Below are 20,628 nucleotides of genomic sequence, written 5' to 3' on the forward strand. Positions count from 1 at the left end.
ATATGCAAATTCAAATAAATCTTGTTAAAGGCTTGTGTAATGTATACGTTATAAAATATAATGATAAAGCCGTAGTAGTTGATGCTGCGGCTGATATAAAAGCGCTCTGCGAGGTCATAGGGGACTTAGAAGTTGTCGGTGTAATTCTTACGCACGGGCATTATGACCATATGAGAGGCTTATCTGAAATACTTAAACATTTTAATACTAAATGCTATTTGCATAAAAATGCAATTGATAAGCTGCATAAACCTGACACAAACTGCAGCGTTTTTTTCGGACTTAGGTTTATAAGTGATGCGGACAAAAAAGATCTGAGGATTTTGAGTGAGGGCAAGCTTGATTTGTTGGATTTGCCGATTAACATAGTTTTTACACCGGGGCACACCGATTGCAGTGTGAGTTTCGAAATTGACGGCGTTGTGTTTACGGGGGATACATTGTTTAAGGGTGGTGTAGGAAGATTTGATTTGCCCACTTCAAACGAAGATGATTTGATTAGGTCTTTAGATAAACTGAAAAAGCTATATAGCGGGCATCAGTTTTTGCCGGGGCATGGCTCGGGAGGCAGTATTTAAAATTCAATCCGTAACAAAATTCAATCTTGACAAACAGCACTTATAAAGTATAATATAATAGGGGGGTGCAATATGAAAAAGATAAGCGAAGAAAGGACTAAAAAAGAACTGTTAAGGTGTCTTGATGCTGACGGATTTATTAGAGATTTAGGAACCAGAAATCCGGCTCTTTATAGCAGATTTAGGGGGCAGGTCAGACGTGAAGCTTTGGCGGAAACAGCCGCAAACGGCGATGCTGCTGAGCATTCCTTTGCCTCTTTGTTGGCTGCTCGCATAGAAGAAATAACAGGCTATCCTTATGACCCTAACCAAAATCACCTAAGGGAAGAGAAAAATATTCAATTATTTATGGGGCTGATTAATCATTTAGATTATGACGGGGTTATCAGGGTTGAAAGAGGCGACTTGTTTCATAAAGATTTGACAAATTCCAGCCGTAATTCCAGCTTTCCGACGGGTTTTAAGAAGAATGATTATGTAGAGGCCATAACAGGTTTATCCTATGACAGCGGTATGCGTTTTAGAGATGAAGAGGGTTTTATAGGTTATGTAGACAAACTTGCGCAGGAAAATGGCGGTTGTATTGACATATTGAGAGAGGCGCGTTCCGACATAACTAATTTTTGGAATTATGCGTATAGAAATGACATGTCACAGTACGCTTATGCTAAGAGCCATGGATGGTATTTCAGTAAAGGCTACATGGATATAGATGCAGTGGCATACGCAAAGTATAAACTTCATCAGCCTGAATTTCCTGATTTTGAAACTAATGGGAATTGGTTTAAAGATTGCACAGGGCTACGCGAGCGTGACAGGAGCTTATATAATCTTGTATCATCAATAAAAAGAAGTTTTCCCGAGTACGCCAACGGTACTATATCGGATATGCTGTTAAAGTGGGGTTGTTGGGATCCTCCTAAACAACTGAATCAGGATGGACCAATAATACATACTGATGAACATGTTGATGAGTTGATAGAAAAATCGGTTAAAAAATATGGCCGCTTAAGTGTCACTCGTGACGACGAATTGGGAACGGGTCTGGCAACTCTTTCAAGAAGAGAATGTAAAAGTAATAAGGAAGTAGCTGAAAAGAAAGGAGTTATTACTGATAATCTATATGATATGGATCCGGAAAAATATCGCTTAACAAGTATGGAATATAATAATACTGAGGAATTAATGGAGCTTGAAAGCATTAAGGAAACTGATTTGTATAAATATTTTTGCAAAGAAACCAAGGATTTGTATGCTCGCAACCGAAACTGGATAAAAGAAAACGGATATAGCGATAAAACCGGAACTTTGATTTAGGAATTTTAAGAGAAAAAAACACCTAAAGGTGTTTTTTTATTATAGTGCTGATGGGAAGATTGGAAGACTCATTGCACCGCTGCATATTTGTTGGGTGTAGTCTTTGCATTGGGGCGGAGTGCTGTAACCGTAGGTGGGAACGAGAATGTCGGCGTTTACCACAACTTTAGCTACAACTGTCATACAACACGATATTGAGAATGTGCTGCCTTCAACAAAATTGCCGATTGCGCCGTTGATTGAACCGAAAACTTCTATTGAATATGGTGTGATTGCAGGCTGCGGAACAAATAAGACCACATCCAGGCTTGACGTAAGTATACCTTCACCCGAGCCGGGTACGCCGTTGGCGTCAGTATAGCTGATTGTTATCGGAATTGTAACATTGGCGGAAACTCTTGCAAAGTTTGGTTTGTCAAGAAGTCTGTCAACCACAAGATTGCTGATTTCGGCAGGGCCATTATTTCCGGCACTGACAAAAGTTAGCGGAAGAGCAGGATTTATCGGAGTAAGGTTTGTTATTGTAACCTGAACATTTTGAAGCTGTGTTTGTTTCATGCAGGCGTCAAGAACTTTGTTGACTTCAATTACAGCCCGTTCACAAATTCCGTTTAGTGCGTTTCCGTTGAGCGGCCCGGGGCAGTTACCTCTGCTGTTGCCGCAAGTATAATAAGACATAAAAAATACCTCCTTTTTTAAATATATGAAAACTGTTTTTTAATTGTTACAAAGGAGGGTTGGGCAGCGCATATATATATCCGTTCACTTAAAAATGGGTATTTACAAAGTGCCCAAAAGATGATAATATATAAGTACTTGTCAAGCAGGCCAAAATGTGGCATAATGGATATATGAAAGTTTTTGCAATTAGTGATTTGCATATGTCTATAAACAATCCAAAGCCTATGGATATTTTTGGGCCGGTCTGGGATAATTATCTTGACGATATATGGGCCGATTGGCGAAAAAAAGTTACTGATGATGATGTTGTAATAGTGGCAGGTGACATAAGTTGGGCTATGACTCTTGAAAATGCTCAGGCTGACCTAAAACTTCTTTCAGAAAACGCCGGCAAAAAGATAATCATACGTGGTAACCATGACTATTGGTGGAGTAGCATATCAAAGCTGAGAAGTACTTTGCCGCAAAAGATGTATGCCATTCAAAACGACTGCCTGAAATTTGGAGATGTAATTTTTTGCGGAACAAGAGGTTGGATGGTGCCGGAGGGTAGCGGACCTATGGGGCCGCAGAACCAAAAAATTTTTGAAAGAGAAGTTATCAGGCTGGAGCTTACGCTAAAGGCTGCCAAAGAGCAGCAGACAAACGGCGAAAAAATAGTCTGCATAATGCATTATCCGCCGTTTAACAAAAGGCAGGATGACAGCGCATTTACCAAACTTCTTGAAGATTACGGTGTGCACAGTGTTATATATGGGCATTTGCATGGGGCAAAATATATAAAAAATCCAATCAAACTTGTTAAAAGTGGCATACCATACTACCTGACATCTTGCGACTTGCTGCAAAATAAGCTGATAGAAATAGAAATTTAAGGGGGAGCATATGAAAAACATATTTATACTTCACGGAACGGAAAAAACTTTTTACGGAGCTACTTTTGACAAAGTAAACAAATACTTTGCTGAGCGCGGCAGACAAGTTTATGTGCCGACATTGCCTACTGTTCAGGGAATGAACTACAAAAATTGGGAGAAAGTTCTTGAAGGCTTTTTGGATGCGGGGCTTATAACCAAAGATACCACTTTTGTTTGTCACGGAATTGCTGCGGTGTTTTTGGTAAAATTTATTTTGCGTCATAAGTCAAATATTAAAAGAGCGGTTTTGGTAGACGGATTTTATGCTCCGACTGGCGACGCAAGCATAGACAGTGCTTATGCCGACTTTTTTGAGATTGACCTGCGCTCGTTTAAGGAATATTGTTCTGAGCGAATTTGTATATATGCCCAGAACGGCAACAAAACCGTAAGCTTTGATGTGCTAAAAACCTTTGCCGACTTTATTTATGCCGAGAGCGTATATAACCAAGGCGGAAACTCCGAAGTAATTGCAGCTACTCTTGAGCAGATTATAAGATATGTAAACCGCAGATAATCAATATTTCAACTTAAAAACCTCACCAAACGGTGAGGTTTTTTGCGGGTATGCACCTGCCGGCGATATTGGTCAAACGTGAAAACCTAATTTAATGTAAAAATAGATAAATGTGTTTTATCTACTTTGTGGTCTGCAGAATTTTTCAGTGATACTTATTGCACCGCTATAATAGAGGAGAAAAGAGGGAAAGGGTGAGGTATTTTTATGATTTGTGCATGTGCACAAAATTTTTTAAAAGTGGTCAAAAGTGGTTGAAAGTGGTCAAAAATTATGCTACAATATCCGTAACGTCAGAATAGGCCCTTTCTATTTTAGGTCAGTTCTGTCAAGAAGCGTAAATTGTGAGGGTTTTGTCTCAAGTAAATGAGCGCTTTAAAAGGAGAGTTATGTTAAGCGGAGAGTTTAAGCATGTGGCCGATGAAAAATTCAGACTGCGCCTGCCGCCTAAGTTCAAAAAAGAACTAGGGTCAGGTTATGTTGTCACGCGCGGAAACGACGGGTGTCTGTTTGTGTTTTCTCACGAACAGCTCGAAGCACTTCTTAACAAAACTTCTTCAATTCCAATGTTCAGTAGCAATCTCCAACAGCCGCTGAGGCTTTTGTATTCATCAGCCTATGAAGTTGCTGAGGACAATCAGGGGAGGTTCCTGCTTCCGCAAAGCTTGAGAGACGCGGCAGCCATCAAAAAGGAAGTATATTTTGTGGGTGTTGGCACACGTGCCGAAATTTGGAGCGCCGAGCGGTGGGAGGAGTATAAAAAACAGGGTAGCGTAAACTTTGACGATATAGTAGAAGAGCTGGGCAAATATGGAATTTAGGCATATACCGGTTTTATTTGATGAGTGCATTGAGGCTCTTAGTATAAAATCCAGCGGCATATATGTTGACGCCACTATGGGCGGAGCGGGCCACAGTTGCGGCATTATAAACAAATTAAGTTCGCGTGGCACATTTGTGGGTATTGACAAAGACGCCGAGGCTATAGCCGCTGCAACTCAAAAACTAAAGTATGTCAAATGCAAGGCTCATATAATCAAAAGCGACTTCAAAAACTATGCTCAGATTTTGAAGGACTTAAATTTAACGGGCGTTGACGGTGTGCTTATAGACCTGGGAGTATCATCCCATCAGATTGACAGCAGTGAGAGGGGTTTTAGTTATAATCAAGACGGCCCGCTTGATATGCGGATGAATAGAGATGACAAAACTAGTGCCAAAGATATAGTAAACACCTATAGCGAAGAAGAGCTCACAAAGATATTTTTTAAATATGGTGAGGAACCATTAAGCCGCAGGATTGCAAAAAAGATTGTAAGTGAGCGAAAAGAAAGAGAAATCAAAACAACCGTGCAGCTTGCGGATATAATAAAAGGCGCAGTACCTATTAAACTTCAGCTTAAAAACAACAGTGTGGCAAAAATATTTCAGGCTTTGAGAATTGAAACCAATCATGAGCTGAAAGACTTAGATAAGTGTCTTGAAGATATGATAACAAGTCTGAATTCAGGCGGCAGACTTTGCGTGATAAGCTTTCATTCGCTTGAAGACAGAATTGTAAAGAATATATTTAGAAAAGAAAGCACGGATTGCTTATGTGACAAAAATTTGCCGATATGCGTGTGCAAGCACAAGGCAAGCGTGAAACTCATAAACAAAAAACCTATAGAAGCTAACCCGAAAGAAACAGAACAAAACAAACGAAGCAGCTCGGCAAAGTTAAGAATCTGCGAAAAATTATGACAAAAACAAAATAAAAAAGGAGGCGTTTTAATGTTAAAAAGCACATATGATATAGACCAGGCAAACATATCCAAAATGGAAAGCGTCAGCAAGGTTGCGCAAGAGCAATTAGAACGCTTCAATCAGACCAGCACTGAAGCATATAATCAGATGCGCAGTGACTTAATGGAAGTAGAGGCTCCGGCGCAGACGGCTTATGAGCTTGAGGTCTATGAGCCCGAGGGGCTTCCGACTATTATAAATGAAAATAAACAGATTTCTGCCGTCGAACAGACGGTTGCATTTAAGCTTAATCTGCGAGGCAAGCTTATTGTTGCCATTACGGCGTCTATTTTGGCGCTCCTTAGCATATTATTGATATATAATGCAATATCAATCAGTAATTACAACACTCAGATATTGGCCAGCCAGCAGGAGCTTGTAATTGAGCAGGAAAGGTATAATACCTTGATGACGGAGCTTGAAGCTCTGATAGATGGTATCTCGCCCGAGGCTCTGGGAATGACGCAAAATATACCTTCGGTGGGTCTTGGCGGAGTGACTGTCGGGACTACCGAAACATATAGTGCGCCCACAAACTGGTTTGATGCATTATGCAACTTTATTGCAAGTATTTTTGGAGGCTAAATGCATTTCTCATTATTAAGTTTACAAAAGAGGTTATTGGTATTGGTTTTACTGATAACCTTTATTTTTTGTGCGCTGTTCATTAGACTATTTGTAATCGGCGGCATTTACAGTGACAATCTTATGATTAAGGCAGCACCTCAATGGGTGCGTAGTCTTCCGCTGTCAGCTAAGCGTGGCAGTATTATAGATAGCAGTGGCTGCACTCTGGTGCACTCCCATACCTTATATGACGTGTATGTGCGGGCAAAAAACGTGGAGAATCCCGAAGAAGTTACGCGGTTTTTATCCGCTCTTTTAGGTCTTGATTATCAAAGCCTTTATAAAAAAGTTACCAATAAAGGTGTGAGTGAGGTTTTGATTAAGCTTGACATAGACGATGAAACCGCTCACATAATTATGGATAAAAGCCTTAAGGGCATAGTGCTTGGTGAAAATATTGGAAGAAACTATAATAATGGCAATTTTTTAAGTCAGGTTTTAGGTTTTATTACAGTTGACAATGTGGGGCAGGCGGGGCTTGAAGCATATTATAACACTTTTCTAAAGGGAGTTGACGGCAAGGTCCTCAACCAAAGTGATGTTAAGGGTATTGAGATTGAAGATACGCTAAAATATTTTATTGAACCTGTTGCCGGACTGAATTTGCAGCTTAATATTGACAGCAGCATTCAAAAAATTGTTGAGGGTGTGCTTGGCGAAATTATGACGGAACACAACCCTAAATCGGTTTCGGCAATTGTTATGGATACTCAGGGCAGAATTGTTTCAATGGCAAAAACGCCATCGCTTGACAACAATAATTTGCCGAGAGATGATGTTAAAATGCTTATGGAATACACTAAAAACTCCATGATAACCGACATCTATGAGCCGGGTTCAACCTTCAAAATTCTGACATTGGCAGCGGCCTTGAGTGAAGGACTGACAAACGTAAATGAGTATTTCTATTGCCCGGGATATAGAATTGTGTCAGGGGAGAAGATAAAGTGCTGGAAAACTACGGGACATGGCTCACAGACATTGGTGGAGGGAGTCAGAAATTCGTGCAACTGTGTGTTTATGGATTTGGCAATGAGGCTTGGGGCGGATAAGTTATATCAATATCTCACTGCCTTTGGTCTGGGTTCTCCTACGGGTGTAGACTTTTTGGGTGAAAGCGGCGGAATTATTATGCCAAAGCAAAGTATTCAGCCCGTTGACCTTGCGCGCATTGGTTTTGGGCAAGCGGTGGCCACAACTCAGCTGCAGCTGCTGAGTGCCTTTACGGCGGCGGTAAATGGCGGTATGCTTTATCAGCCATATTTTGTTGACAATATTTATACCGATGCAGGCGTAAAGGTTCAGCAGAATATGCCTATCAAAAAGAAGCAGGTCATAAGTCCGCAGGTGAGTGAGACAATAAATTATCTGTTGTATAACGTGGTCAACAAGGGCGAGGGGCAGGACTTTTTAAGCGGCTATGATATAGGCGGAAAAACAGGAACTGCGCAGAAATATGAAAACGGCAAAATCGCTCAGGGTAAGTATGTATCAAGCTTTTTTGGAATGTATCCAACCAAAAATCCGCAGTTTGCAATACTTCTTTGCGTGGATGAACCCGGAAACGGTGTGTATTATGGCAGCGTAGTTGCGTCTCCGTTTGCAAAAAAAATATTTGAGGGAATCTTTGAATATAAAAATATATGCCCCAATACTGCTACTGCGGCGACCACAAGTGTTGAAGTGCCAAATCTCGTGGGAATGAGTTTGTCTGCAGCAAACATTTTGCTGAACAATCTGGGGTTTTATATGGAGCTTGACGGCGAAGGGCTGTATGTTAAAAACCAATATCCGAGAGCAGGCACAGTTCTTAGCCGTGGAAGCGATGTTATGGTCATGACGTAGGCTTAAACTGTGAATAACAAAATTGTGCACTTCAAAAAATTTACAGCGTTCAAGAAGTAATAAAAATGTAAATTTTTTGTGCATTAGCAATTTTGTTATTCACAGTTTAAGAAAAATGAGCGAGGGAAGGAGGAGGGGGATATGCAGCTAAAAAATTTAATTAAAAATATAGAATGTGAAATCAGAGGCGAGGGCAGCGTCAGTATAAAAGCACTCAGTCTTAACCCAAACGATTGCAAAAATGCTCTGCTGTTTTGTTATAAGGGTGTTAAAAGCGACGGACATGATTATTTAGAAATTGCACAAAATTGCGGTGCTACGGCGCTTGTGGTAGAACGATTTCTAGACACAGCATTGCCTCAGATAAGGGTGCTGAACACGCGAAAGGTTATGGGACCTATTTGTCGGGATTTTTATTTAAGCCCAAACAGAGGGCTTAAGATGATAGGGGTATGCGGTACAAATGGCAAAACAACAACAACCTTTATGCTGAAGCAAATTTTTGAAGCAGCGGGGCATAAGGTGTGTCTTATAGGTACTTCAGGTGTGATGATGGGAAGTAAGCTGCTTCCTGCAACCCTTACTACTCCGGACCCGCCTGTGTTGCACAAATTATTGAGGCAGGCTTATGACAACGGCTGCACGGTGGTTGTGATGGAAGTTTCGGCTCATGCGATGGACCTAGATAAGCTTGAGGGCATCAGGTTTGACATGGGAGTTTTTAGCAATCTTACACAAGACCATTTGGATTATTTTGGTACGATGGAAAATTATGCCGCTGCCAAACAAAAGTTTTTTGACAGATTTTGTGAATTTTGTATATTTAATTTAGATAATGCTTATGGAAAGCTCTTTTTTAAAAGCTGCCCGTCACACAAAATCGGTTTTGGGCTTATGAGCGGAGAATATAGAGCGAGCGTAACAAAAAGCACGCTTGAGGGCAGTGATTTTAGTGTAGTTAAGGAGGGAAATCCTTCTTTGCATATTAAAATTAATATGGCCGGCAGGTTTAATGTTTATAATGCGTTATCCGCCGCCGCTGCGGCAAATGTAATGGGTATCAGTGATAATTCTGTCATAAAAGGACTTCACAGCCTCAGTCAGGTTGATGGCAGATTTAATGTAACAAGGTTTGACAAAGTGTTTATTGTAATTGATTATGCTCACAGCCCGGACGGTGTTCTAAATATATTAAAAGCAGTTAAAGAAGTTGTATACGGAAAGATTTTGACTGTGTTTGGCTGCGGAGGGGAGCGCGATAGTTTAAAACGCCCTATTATGGGCAGAATTGTAGCGGAGTTGAGTGATGAAATAATTATCACCAGCGACAATCCGCGAAGCGAAAATCCTGACGATATAATAGCGCAAATCAAAGCGGGTGTATCACATGAGTGTGTTTGTATAACAGACCGAAGAGAAGCGATTCTTTATGCGCTTAAAAGTGCACACCCGGGCGACACTGTGGTGATTTTGGGCAAGGGGGCCGAAACTACGCAGGAGATAGCGGGGATTAAATACCCTTTCTGCGATACAAGTGTAGTACATGAGTTTTTTGAAGGCGGGCCTAAGGAGAGCGTATGACAAATTTCATTTTTGTATTTTTGTTTGGATTTGTGTTGTGTGCGGGACTCACTCCGCTTGTTATCATTTTGTCGCGAAGGCTTAAGTTTGGGCAGAATATACTCCATTATGTAGAAAGCCACACCGCAAAACAGGGTACCCCTACTATGGGCGGCATAGCCTTTGTGTTAAGTACGGTTCTGGCCAGCTTGTTTTTTATCAACACCAACTATTCATTTGGTTTTTTGATTTTGGCGCTGGGGCTTGGTTTTGGCGTGCTTGGGTTTTTGGATGATTTCATAAAAATAAGGTTTAAGCGAAATATGGGCTTGCGGGCCTATCAAAAAATTATCGGACAAGCATCTCTTGCAATTATAGCAGCACTTTTTGTTTATCTTAATCCAAATATTGAAAACAGTGTAATTCTGCCGTTTAGCAACACGAGTATTGAGCTGGGCTTTTTTGTGGTGCCGCTTATCGTTTTTGTGTTTCTGGCCTTGACCAACAGCGTAAATCTGACTGACGGCCTTGACGGGCTTGCCTCAGGGGTGAGCCTTATGTATCTGCTGGGCTTTGCGTTTATAACCTATTTTTATATAGGCACAGGCCTCACTCACACCATGAACAGCGATGTTATATTGATTTCTCTGGCTCTTGTGGGCAGTCTGTTTGCCTTTTTAATGTTTAATTGCTATCCTGCCAAAATATTTATGGGTGACACGGGCTCTCTTGCAATCGGAGCGTTTCTTGCTTCGCTTGCGTGTTTTAACGGGATGATGCTTTATGTGCCTATATTGGGTTTTATGTTTGTTTTGTCGAGTATATCTGTAATTATTCAGGTGCTTCACTTTAAGCGAACCAAAAGACGTGTGTTTTTGATGACGCCTCTTCATCACCATTTTGAAAAGAAAGGAGTGCATGAAAGCCGGATTGTCGCCATATATATAGTAATAACAGCGGTGATAGCATTATTTTGTTTGCTGCTTTTGGGGGGCATATGAAATTAAAAAATTGCAATATTCTGATTTATGGATTGGGTAAAAGCGGAAGGGCGGCGTTGAAGTTGCTTTACAGCGAAAAATCCCGTTTCTTTTTGTTTGACGATGACACCAAACAGTTTGAAAACTTGCTTGGCAAAGTGAAGGGCCTTGATAATATATTTTTGCTAAATAAACTCACTAAGGATATGGTTGACGAGATGGATTTGATTATCCTCAGTCCCGGTGTGAGCGTAGACAACGCGATTTTGAAATATGCAAAAACAAAAAATAAGCGCATTATGGGCGAGCTCGAGCTGGGCTTTGTCAGCTGCAAAAATGACTTTTTATGTGTTACCGGAACAAACGGAAAAACCACTACAGTAAATCTGTTATGGGCCATATTCAATCAGGCAAAAAAACGGTGCTCGGTTGTGGGTAATGTGGGTGTACCGGTATGTGATAAGATATCTAAAGAAACCAAGAAAGATATTTTTGTATGCGAGGTCAGCAGCTTTCAACTTGAGAGTATCAAAAACTTCAGGCCCAAGATTGCGTCTATCCTCAATATTGATGTAGATCATCTAGACCGCCATAAGACAAAAAAAGTTTATGCTCAGGCAAAGTATAAGATTGCGCAGAATATGAAAAAGAAAGATTGTCTTGTGCTCAACCAGAACTGCGCCGTCAGCATGAAGCTTGCCCCAAAGACCCGATGCAAGATATATTATTTTAATACTGAGAAGGAATGCATTGGTGCATACATAAAAGATGATAAGGTATGTATAAACATAAAAAAGCCGATAGAGATTATGAATGTGTCGGATATTAAGCTTGTAGGGCGGCATAATCAGGAAAATATTTTATGTGCAGCTTTGATGGCATATCTATATAAAATTAGGCCTATACATATCAAACAGGCGATAAGTGAATTTGTTTTGCCTCATCACAGAATTGAAAAGGTTGATACGATAGGCGGAGTTACATACATAAACGACAGCAAGGCCACCAACATAGGTGCTACTATCGCCGCCCTCAAAGCTATAACCGAGCCCATAAATCTGATTTTGGGTGGCAGTGACAAGGGCTATGATTATATGCTTTTGTTTAAGCATTTGCCAAGTAATGTCATAAGAATTGCAGCAGCGGGCGCCGTGGGTGACAAGATTATGGCGGCGGCAGGTGAGTTTAGCGAAATTACAAGAGTAAAAACACTTAAGGATGCGGTTACGCTTTTAAAGAATAAGGCACAGGCGGGGGAGGTTGTGCTTTTGAGTCCTGCCAGCGCCAGCTTTGACGAGTTTAACGGATATGCCGAGCGGGGTCAGAAGTTTTGTGAATATGTGAGGGCAAATGAATAGGCTCACAGGGGCTGTCACAATTACGCTTACTATAATTCTGCTGCTGCTGGGGCTTGTGTTTGTATACAGCGCAAGCAGTTATTCAGCGCAGGTGTATTATGGGAACGAGTATTATTTTTTGTTTAAACAGATTATAGGCGTGCTTTTGGGTGTTGTGGCGCTTATTATTATGTCTTTTTTGGATTATAACAAGCTAAAGAGATTTAAGTGGTGGTTCGCGGGCCTTGGTTTTGTTCTGCTGGCTATAGTATTTATTCCGGGTGTGGGAATAGAAAATTACGGCGCCAAACGCTGGATTGGAATCGGAAGCTTTACTATTCAAAGCAGTGAGATTGCCAAATTCTGTTTTGTTATATTTGCGGCAATTCATCTGAGTCAGCATTATGACAAGGTCAAGACCTTTAAGGGAATTCTGCCTGTGGTGCTTGTGGGCAGCTTATTTTGCGCGCTTATTTTGCTGGAACCCAATATGTCGGTGACAATATGCTGCGGAGTGGTTTTGGTCAGTATGCTGTTTGTGGGCGGAATAAAATTTAAGCATATGGCATTTTTACTCATTCCGGCGCTCGTTTTAGTGCCGCTGCTGATTATTATTGAGCCTTATAGGCTTGACAGACTTATGGCTTTCATTAACCCATGGGCCAGCCCTCAGGGGGAAGGGTATCAGCTGATACAATCTCTGTTCTCTATCGGCAGCGGCGGTTTGTTTGGCGTAGGGTTATTTGCGTCAAGGCAAAAATACTTATTTTTACCTTTTGCTGAAAGTGATTTTATATTTTCGATAATCACCGAAGAGATAGGAATTGTGGGCGCGGGCTTTGTGCTTTTGTTGTTTTTGGCGCTTATAATTTGCGGAATAAAAATTGCAAAATCAGCCAAAGACAGGTTTGGAAGCTATCTTGCTGCAGGAATTACCTCGCTTATTGCAATACAGGTTTTGGTTAATGTGGCGGTTGTCACGGGGGCTATTCCGCCAACGGGGCTTCCGCTGCCGTTTATCAGTGCCGGCAGCAGCTCAATTATTGTGCTTATGGCAGCGGTAGGTGTGCTTGTTAATATTCACCGCAGTGGCGTTAAAGCTAAATAGTCACCAATTTATTGCTGTAAGCGTAAAATGGACTAGGAGAGTATTATGGATAAATTTGTTATAAACGGGGGCAATTCTCTTGAGGGAGAACTTGATATTCCGTGTTCGAAAAATGCTTATCTTCCAATTCTCGCAGCCTGTATGCTTCACAGCGGCAAAATAATGCTAAAAAAAGTGCCTGACTTCAGTGACATAAATAAAATGATAGAGATTTTGGTTACACTTGGCTGCAGGGTTCAAAAGACAGACCAAACACTTTTGATAGACTGTGAGAATGCCACCAAATATGAAATACCCGGCAAACTCGCCGGTGAGATAAGGTCCTCCATTTTTTTGATGGGGGCGATTTTGGGAAAATTAAAAAAGGCAAAGGTAGCTTATCCCGGTGGGTGCGACATAGGAGCTAGGCCTATTGATTTACATCTTAAAGGACTGCGTAACCTTAATATAGATATAACCGAGCATTTCGGAATGATAGAGTGTGACGCAAGAAATTTTAAAAATGATATTGTACATCTGGACTTTCCTAGCGTCGGCGCCACCGAAAACATTATGATGGCGTCGGTCTTGTCAAAGGGAACAACCTACATATTTAACGCGGCAAAGGAGCCTGAGATTATAGACCTAGCGGGTTTCATAAACTCTATGGGCGGCAAGGTGTATGGTGCCGGAACAAGTACTATTACTATTGTTGGTGTTGAAGGACTTCATGATACTGAATATACCGCTATTGCCGACAGGATAATAGCCGGTACTCACATAATCGCTGTGGCTTCCTGCGGCGGTGATGTTTTGCTTAATTATGCTAACTTTAATCATATATATCCGCTTATTACAAAATTCAAAAATTCTGCTTGCAAAATAGTGCAGACTAGTGATAAAATAAGGATAGTATCGACAGGAAAGTTAAAAAGCTTCGGCAATATCGAAACTTCGCCCTATCCGGGATTTCCGACTGACCTTCAGGCGCAAACTATGGTCTTGCAGACAATCAGCCGCGGCACTTGTGTAATTTTGGAAAATCTTTTTGAAACCAGATTTAAGCATGTGCCAGAACTTGTTAAAATGGGAGCTAAAATTATTATGCGTGACCGTATGGCAGTGGTGAGCGGCGTTGACCGGCTTTATGGCACCGAGGTCACAGCAACTGACCTAAGAGGCGGGGCAGCTCTGACTATAGCGGGACTTGTGGCAAAAGGGCAGACGGTGGTTAGTGGTGTGGGGCATATAGACCGTGGCTATGAGCATCTCGACCGGCAGTTTAAAAAGTTGGGGGCTGATATAATCAGGACATCAGACACTTAGGAGGATTATGAAAAATAAGGTTCTTATTTCAATATTGTGCTGTTTTGCATTTGTGGTGCTTATTGTTGTGCTGTCGTCAACGGTTTTTACGCTTAAAGAGGTCAGGGTGGAGTTTTATGACACCAACGACCAGCTGATAACCGATTATAACACGCTTAAACACTTTACTGCCGCTGACACCCAGAGTATTATTGACAGCGCAAATTTTAATATGGGCCAAAATATATTTTTAGTCAAAAAAGAACAATACACAAACAGTCTTGAAAAGAATAATCCCTATCTTAAGGTAATTACGCTTACTACATATTTCCCAAATAAAATTATAATCAAAGTGCACGAGCGAGAAGAGTTGTTTGCGGTGCCGTATGGAAGCAGCGGGCTATATGCCATAACTGACGGAGAAATGAAAGTGCTTTATACCACCGACACACCTGACCCATTCGGAGCGGTTGTGGTGAGCGGTCTTGACATAGATGCTGCCGGTGTGATTGTAGGGCAGAAACTGACGGGAGGTAATGTTGATGTGGCGGCGCAGCTAAATTATGGACTTCAAAAGAGTTTGGACATAGTTCTGGCGCTGAAAAATCAGGTAATACTTCAGGTGTTTAAAAGTGCCGTGTTTGAGGTTGACACCTTAAATAGTGAACACATTATGCTCAGGATGATGACACGGGATCATATCCCTTTGTATGACACAAACGGTAATCCGATTCTTGACTCGATAACAGGACTTCCAAAGAGCATAACAATAGCCGGAATGAAGATTGAAATTCATAATGCAGCATATAGGCTTGATTATAAAATCCAGAGTGCTTTTCAGATTTTTGAATATATCGTAAATCAAGAATACGGTCAAATTGAGGTTGAGGGCAGCGGCACAATAGAAGAATATAAGGGTACCATAAAAATTTTTGATGACGCCGGCTCACCCAACGGACTTAAAAAAGTGTATGTTCCGGCACTGTGACCCAATTGGTTATTGCGAAGCGGTATAATTATCATTTTAAAGCCACAGGCGATTAGTTGTCGTCATTTAATAATAAATTGATAGAGGGATTTTTTAGCCCTCTTTTTATTGTTTTTTGTGCCAAATATAAAAAAATATTCAAATCTTCTCAAAATGGGTTGACATTATTTCTATTAGAAAGTATACTATCTACACATACTAATCGGGGCAGTTTTAAAGGCCAAAAATGAAGGAAGTATTATGCCAAAGAAAGAAGAAGTTGCAGTTTTAGATTTTGGGTCAGAGCGGATAACTGTTGTTATCGGAACCAGGGATGTTAACAACACCTTTAGGGTCATGGGCAGCGGCGAAGCTGAATACGCTGGATTTATGGACGGCGAATTTTTGGAAATTCAGGAGCTTAAGCTTGCCATGGGTATGGCAATCAGCAACGCTGAAGGAAACAGTAAAACCGAAATTAAGGAGCTTTTTATCGGTGTGCCTACCGAGTTTTTGTTTTGCGTCTGCAAAAATGTGGGGCAGAATTACCCCAAAGCGCGAACTATAAAACAGCGCGATATTGATGAGCTTTTTTTTAGAGCAAGCGACTTTTCAAAATATAACACCCATTCGGTTATTAACCAATCGGCAGTATATTATGTTTTAGATGACGGGCAGGCGGTGACCAACCCTATAGGTCAGGTTACCTCAAAGCTTAATGCATGTCTTTCATATATCCTGGTTGAAAAGGGCTTTATAGACCTGATTAACGGTTTTGTGAGGGATTTGGGGCTCAGCCGCGTAACATATATTTCGAGCGACTTGGCTCAGATGCAGTATTTGTTTGATGAGGACGAGCGTGAGCGTTATGTTATTATGGTGGATGTTGGATATATTACCACAAGCGTGTGTCTTATTAAGGGCAGCGGAATGCTGAGCATGAGCAGCTTCAGTATGGGAGGGGGACATATCACGGCAGACCTCAGTGAGTGTCTTAAAATCAGTTTCAGCGAGGCCGAAGCGCTCAAGCGCAAGATTGTGCTTAGCATAGAGCCCAAGCTAAAAGACGTATATGAAGTTATGGTTGACGGAAATGTCGTTCCGATAAACGCTAAAAACGCAAACGATATAGTGAGAGCCCGCATAGACATTATCGGGGCGGGAATATCAAAGTCGCTCAGTGTATGTAAGTATGAGTATCCTGATTATATTCCAATCAGCCTCACGGGCGGCGGACTTAATTATCTTAAAGGTGCAAAGGATTATTTGGGCAAAGTTATGGGTAAAGCGGTTGAACCGGTCAACATATCAGACCCGAACATAGACAAGCCGCACCTCTCATCAGTATTAGGGCTGCTGGACGCAGCACTTAGACAAAAAGAGCAAATAAAATCGGGGTTTGGTTCAAGAATAATAAAAGCAATCAAAGGTATCTTTGGATGAAAAGGAGAGAAATATGTATAACACAAATAACCCAATTGACCAGGTAGCAAGTATAAAAGTAATAGGTGTAGGCGGAGGCGGAGGAAATGCCGTTAACCGTATGGTGGCAGCAGGTATTAGAAGTGCGCAGTTTGTGGCAATCAACACTGACAAACAGGCCCTTCTGATGAGCCAGGCCACTCACCGCATTCAGATAGGAGAAAAACTCACCCGCGGTCTTGGTGCCGGTGCTGACCCTGAAATCGGGCTTAAAGCCGCCGAAGAGAGCAAACAGGTAGTAACCGAAATGCTAAAAGGTTGTGACCTTGCTTTTATAACGGCAGGTATGGGCGGCGGAACGGGAACGGGAGCAGCTCCTGTTGTGGCGCAGATAGCCAGAGAAATGGGAATTCTGACCATTGCCGTTGTAACCAAACCCTTTAACTTTGAAGGTAAACGCCGTATGGAAAACGCTGAAAAGGGTATTGACGCGCTCAAAAAATACGTTGACACGCTGGTTGTTATTCCAAACGACAAGCTTTTGAAGATTGTTCCTAAAGGAACACCTATTGTAGAAGCTTTTAGATGTGCCGATGATGTTTTAAGACAGGGTATTCAGGGCATAAGTGATTTGATTGTAACACCAAGCCTTATTAACCTTGACTTTGCCGATGTTAAGACCATTATGAAAAACAAGGGCCTTGCTCACATGGGTATAGGCTATGGAAAAGGCGAAAACAAGACAATTGAAGCTGTTAAACAGGCTGTTCAAAGTCCTCTTCTTGAAACCACTATTGAAGGCGCAACAGGCGTACTTTTGAATGTTAAGGGTGGGTTGGACCTGCCTATTGACGAGGTTAACGAGGCCGCTGAGCTTGTGCGTGAGGTTCTGGACCCCAGCTGTAACATTATATTTGGTGCGGGCATTGATGAAAGTTTGCAGGAGCAGGTTGAAATTACTATTATTGCAACAGGTTTTAACGGTGCCGGAGAAGAAAAACAAAAGCCCCGCAATGCTGATGCTGAAATCCGCCCCAACTTTGGCGGCTATGACAAAGACAAGTATGAACAGATGCTGAAAGGCAACGCAAAACCCAAATTGTATGAAGAAAAGGCAGGCGGCTCACCCGCTACGCCCACGAGAGAAGCGGAGCCTCAAGAGACAGGTAAACCCACTTCACGTATTAAAGTTGACGACAGCAGTATACCTCCATTTTTGAGAAGAATTAGAAAAGATTAAGAAGAGGTAAAAAGCAAAACGATAAAAAAAGACAAGGTTATGTTAAACTTGTCTTTTTTCTTTTTGTAAAATGGTAATGCGTTTTTATATAATATAGTTATGAGTTTTGTGGGTGAACTTATTTTTATAGCGGTGTTGCTTCTCACCAACTTCAGCCTGAGGCAAAAAATGCATCTGGGGCGCATTCTCAGTGCCTGCGTTTTTGTGTGCAGTTTTGCCGGTTTTTTTCCTGTGATAAACCTTGGCGGAGTGTTTTTGTTTTGCTATCGGATTTTAACAGGTCTCATTGTTTGTGTGATTGCAACAAACCTGAAGTTGCGTCAGTTTTTGCTGTATTTTTTGGTCTATTTAATTCATATGTTTGTGCTGTTTGGAGTGGGCGATTTTGTGAGCCGCACGCTGGGAGGAGCCGATATTTGGCTTAGAACGTCCTTAATGGCATTGTTTAGTGTTGTTATGGTTAAGATTATCAACCTGTTTTATGCAAAAAAACGCATACATAATTTTGTTTATAAAGTTTCTATAACAGTAAAGAAAACCATAAAAATAAACGCCTTTTTGGATAGCGGAAACGGGCTTAAAGACCCTGAAACAGGTATTCCGATTGTGATAATAAACCTGCGGGCATTTGTCAAACTCTTTGGGGTAGACGCAAAGAGTGTGATGAAAGGAAAGTTAACCGATCACGCTGACGGGAGATATGTTGAGTGTAATACGATTGCAGGCGGTCACAAAATCTTTGTGTTTGAACCTAAGAGCATAACTGTTGAAGGTAGAAGCGTGACGGCTCTTGTGGGTCTGAGCCTTAATAACTTTGGCGCAGAATTTGACTGTCTGCTTAATAGATATGTGGAGGTATAAATGCTGAAAAAACTTATAAAATTTATTAAACGTGTATTTGGTGCCGACCTGGAGCTGCTTATAGCCTATATTTGTGGGGGAGAAGCTCTTCCTCAGCCGCTTGAGCCTGAAGAGGAGCGCAAGCTTATTATAAAGCTTGGTGAGGGTGATGAGAGTGCTAAAAACACTTTGATTGAACGCAATCTGCGGCTTGTGGTATATATCGCTAAAAAGTTTGAAAATACCAGAATTGACATGGACGACCTAATTTCGGTTGGTGCTATCGGCCTTATTAAAGCTGTAGGCTCGTTTGATACCACTAAAAATATTAAGCTTGCCACTTATGCCTCAAGGTGTATTGAAAACGAAATTTTAATGTATCTGAGGAAAGTCACCAAACACAAACAGGAGGTCAGCCTTGACGAGCCTCTTAATTTTGACAAAGACGGCAACGAGCTTTTGCTGGCAGATGTGCTTGCTACCGAAAACGACATTGTGAGCAAAGACATTGAACTAAATGCCGAAAAACAGCTTTTGATGTGTGCCATCGGAAAGCTGAACCCACGCGAACAGCAGATTATGTGTTTGAGGTTTGGCCTCAAGCAGCATGAAGAGAGCACTCAAAAAGAGGTGGCTGATATGCTGGGGATATCACAGAGTTATATTTCGAGAATAGAAAAGAAGGTGCTAACACGCCTGAAAAAAGAAATCAGTTGATTTTTAAACAAAAATAATGTATTTTTATTGCCGGTATTATGCCGGCATATTTTTTGTCTTTATGTATAATTTTGTTGGGTTTGGGGGAATATATCACAAAACCATTCAATGGAGGGTTCCCTTTGGCAAACAAAGTTGTTATTTGTGGGGTTAATACTTCACTTCTTCCAAAACTTAAGGGTAAAGAGATAGCTGAGCTTATGGTCAGACTTAAGGCCGGCGACAGAGAAGCACGGCAGCTTTTTATTTTCAGTAATATGCGTTTGGTGCTTAGTGTAGTGCAGCGTTTTTGCATGCACAAAAGCAACGTCGATGATGTGTTTCAGGTGGGTTGCGTAGGTTTGATTAAGGCCATGGAAAACTTTGACGAAGGTTTTAACGTAAAGTTTTCAACTTACGCTGTGCCTATGATTATTGGTGAGATAAGAAGGTATCTTCGGGATAACACCAGTGTTAGGGTGAGCAGAAGCTTAAGGGATATAGCCTATAAGGCACTGCAGTCAAGGGAGCGTCTTGGGGCAAACAAAACAGAGGAGCCTAGGCTTGAGGATATTGCAAACGATATTTGTGAGCCGCTCATAAATGTAATCAGCGCACTTGATGCCATAAGCGATCCTGTTTCGCTTTATGACCCTGTGTATAATGATGGTGAGGATACTATGGTGATGGACCAAATTGGAGACAGCAAAAACACCAGCGAAAATTTGATAGAGCAGGTAGCTTTGCAAGAGGCTATGGGTAAGCTGGGTGAGCGCGAAAAGCAGATTTTAAGACTTCGGTATTTTTTGGGTAAGACCCAGACAGAAATAAGTGATGAAGTGGGCATAAGTCAGGCGCAGGTAAGTCGTCTTGAAAAAAATGCTTTGAGTGAGTTGAAGAAGTCATTAGTCTAAACTTTTGTTTTAA

General features: G+C 41.4%; 20 protein-coding genes. 19 read left to right on the forward strand and 1 reads right to left on the reverse strand.

All coding sequences use genetic code 11. The features are described from left to right. The first annotated feature begins 2 nt into the window (after window positions 1-2). Window positions 3-578 carry an MBL fold metallo-hydrolase gene (locus LBN07_01805; protein MDR0850198.1) on the forward strand — a complete coding sequence of 192 codons (576 nt, stop codon included), beginning with the start codon at window positions 3-5 and terminating at the stop codon, window positions 576-578. Between the two features lie 72 nt (window positions 579-650). Then, on the forward strand, window positions 651-1,895 hold the full coding sequence (locus LBN07_01810; protein MDR0850199.1) for a hypothetical protein: 1,245 nt from the start codon (window positions 651-653) through the stop codon (window positions 1,893-1,895). Between the two features lie 39 nt (window positions 1,896-1,934). On the opposite strand, the gene LBN07_01815 is transcribed toward LBN07_01810, so the two are convergent. After that, complete coding sequence (locus tag LBN07_01815; GenBank protein ID MDR0850200.1) at window positions 1,935-2,573, reverse strand: hypothetical protein; 639 nt, start codon at window positions 2,571-2,573, stop codon at window positions 1,935-1,937. 173 nt (window positions 2,574-2,746) lie between these two features. On the opposite strand from LBN07_01815, the gene LBN07_01820 reads away from it, so the two are divergent. From LBN07_01820 to sigG, 17 genes are all read left to right on the forward strand, one after another. Next, entirely contained in the window at window positions 2,747-3,451 is a 705-nt protein-coding gene (locus tag LBN07_01820; GenBank protein MDR0850201.1) for a metallophosphoesterase, read from the forward strand. A 10-nt stretch (window positions 3,452-3,461) separates the two neighbouring features. Next, window positions 3,462-4,010: a hypothetical protein gene (locus tag LBN07_01825; GenBank protein MDR0850202.1), complete on the forward strand. Its 549-nt coding sequence runs from the start codon at window positions 3,462-3,464 to the stop codon at window positions 4,008-4,010. Between the two features lie 389 nt (window positions 4,011-4,399). Next, window positions 4,400-4,831 carry a division/cell wall cluster transcriptional repressor MraZ gene (locus tag LBN07_01830; protein ID MDR0850203.1) on the forward strand — a complete coding sequence of 144 codons (432 nt, stop codon included), beginning with the start codon at window positions 4,400-4,402 and terminating at the stop codon, window positions 4,829-4,831. After that, on the forward strand, window positions 4,821-5,753 hold the full coding sequence (gene rsmH / locus LBN07_01835; GenBank protein MDR0850204.1) for a 16S rRNA (cytosine(1402)-N(4))-methyltransferase RsmH: 933 nt from the start codon (window positions 4,821-4,823) through the stop codon (window positions 5,751-5,753). The genes LBN07_01830 and rsmH overlap by 11 nt, the downstream gene beginning before the upstream one ends. Before the next feature lie 30 nt (window positions 5,754-5,783). Next, window positions 5,784-6,380 carry a hypothetical protein gene (locus tag LBN07_01840; GenBank protein ID MDR0850205.1) on the forward strand — a complete coding sequence of 199 codons (597 nt, stop codon included), beginning with the start codon at window positions 5,784-5,786 and terminating at the stop codon, window positions 6,378-6,380. Window positions 6,381-6,416: 36 nt separating this feature from the next. Further along, window positions 6,417-8,267 (forward strand): PASTA domain-containing protein, encoded by a 1,851-nt coding sequence (locus LBN07_01845; protein ID MDR0850206.1) that lies wholly within the window; start codon window positions 6,417-6,419, stop codon window positions 8,265-8,267. Between the two features lie 141 nt (window positions 8,268-8,408). Next, window positions 8,409-9,848, forward strand: coding sequence for a UDP-N-acetylmuramoyl-L-alanyl-D-glutamate--2,6-diaminopimelate ligase (locus tag LBN07_01850; GenBank protein ID MDR0850207.1), 1,440 nt, complete (start codon window positions 8,409-8,411; stop codon window positions 9,846-9,848). After that, a complete protein-coding gene (gene mraY / locus LBN07_01855) occupies window positions 9,845-10,828 on the forward strand; it encodes a phospho-N-acetylmuramoyl-pentapeptide-transferase (protein MDR0850208.1) in 984 nt (327 codons plus the stop codon). The genes LBN07_01850 and mraY overlap by 4 nt, the downstream gene beginning before the upstream one ends. Then, on the forward strand, window positions 10,825-12,165 hold the full coding sequence (murD, locus tag LBN07_01860; GenBank protein ID MDR0850209.1) for a UDP-N-acetylmuramoyl-L-alanine--D-glutamate ligase: 1,341 nt from the start codon (window positions 10,825-10,827) through the stop codon (window positions 12,163-12,165). Before mraY ends, murD begins: the two co-directional genes overlap by 4 nt. Then, window positions 12,158-13,252: a putative lipid II flippase FtsW gene (gene ftsW / locus LBN07_01865; protein MDR0850210.1), complete on the forward strand. Its 1,095-nt coding sequence runs from the start codon at window positions 12,158-12,160 to the stop codon at window positions 13,250-13,252. The genes murD and ftsW overlap by 8 nt, the downstream gene beginning before the upstream one ends. Window positions 13,253-13,297: 45 nt before the next feature. Then, the gene (gene murA / locus LBN07_01870) at window positions 13,298-14,557 is read left to right on the forward strand and encodes a UDP-N-acetylglucosamine 1-carboxyvinyltransferase (GenBank protein MDR0850211.1); all 1,260 of its coding nucleotides are present in this window, start codon (window positions 13,298-13,300) and stop codon (window positions 14,555-14,557) included. 7 nt (window positions 14,558-14,564) lie between these two features. Further along, window positions 14,565-15,524 carry an FtsQ-type POTRA domain-containing protein gene (locus LBN07_01875; GenBank protein ID MDR0850212.1) on the forward strand — a complete coding sequence of 320 codons (960 nt, stop codon included), beginning with the start codon at window positions 14,565-14,567 and terminating at the stop codon, window positions 15,522-15,524. Between the two features lie 240 nt (window positions 15,525-15,764). Further along, window positions 15,765-16,946, forward strand: a complete 1,182-nt coding sequence (locus tag LBN07_01880; GenBank protein ID MDR0850213.1) for a hypothetical protein — start codon at window positions 15,765-15,767, stop codon at window positions 16,944-16,946. 13 nt (window positions 16,947-16,959) lie between these two features. Then, window positions 16,960-18,165 (forward strand): cell division protein FtsZ, encoded by a 1,206-nt coding sequence (gene ftsZ, locus LBN07_01885; protein MDR0850214.1) that lies wholly within the window; start codon window positions 16,960-16,962, stop codon window positions 18,163-18,165. Between the two features lie 93 nt (window positions 18,166-18,258). Next, entirely contained in the window at window positions 18,259-19,026 is a 768-nt protein-coding gene (locus LBN07_01890; protein ID MDR0850215.1) for a sigma-E processing peptidase SpoIIGA, read from the forward strand. Beyond that, a complete protein-coding gene (gene sigE, locus LBN07_01895; protein MDR0850216.1) occupies window positions 19,027-19,722 on the forward strand; it encodes an RNA polymerase sporulation sigma factor SigE in 696 nt (231 codons plus the stop codon). A 122-nt stretch (window positions 19,723-19,844) separates the two neighbouring features. After that, entirely contained in the window at window positions 19,845-20,615 is a 771-nt protein-coding gene (gene sigG / locus LBN07_01900; GenBank protein ID MDR0850217.1) for an RNA polymerase sporulation sigma factor SigG, read from the forward strand. Window positions 20,616-20,628 lie beyond the last annotated feature (13 nt).

The organism is Christensenellaceae bacterium (assembly GCA_031260975.1).
Classification (GTDB): domain Bacteria; phylum Bacillota; class Clostridia; order Christensenellales; family UBA1242; genus JAISKJ01.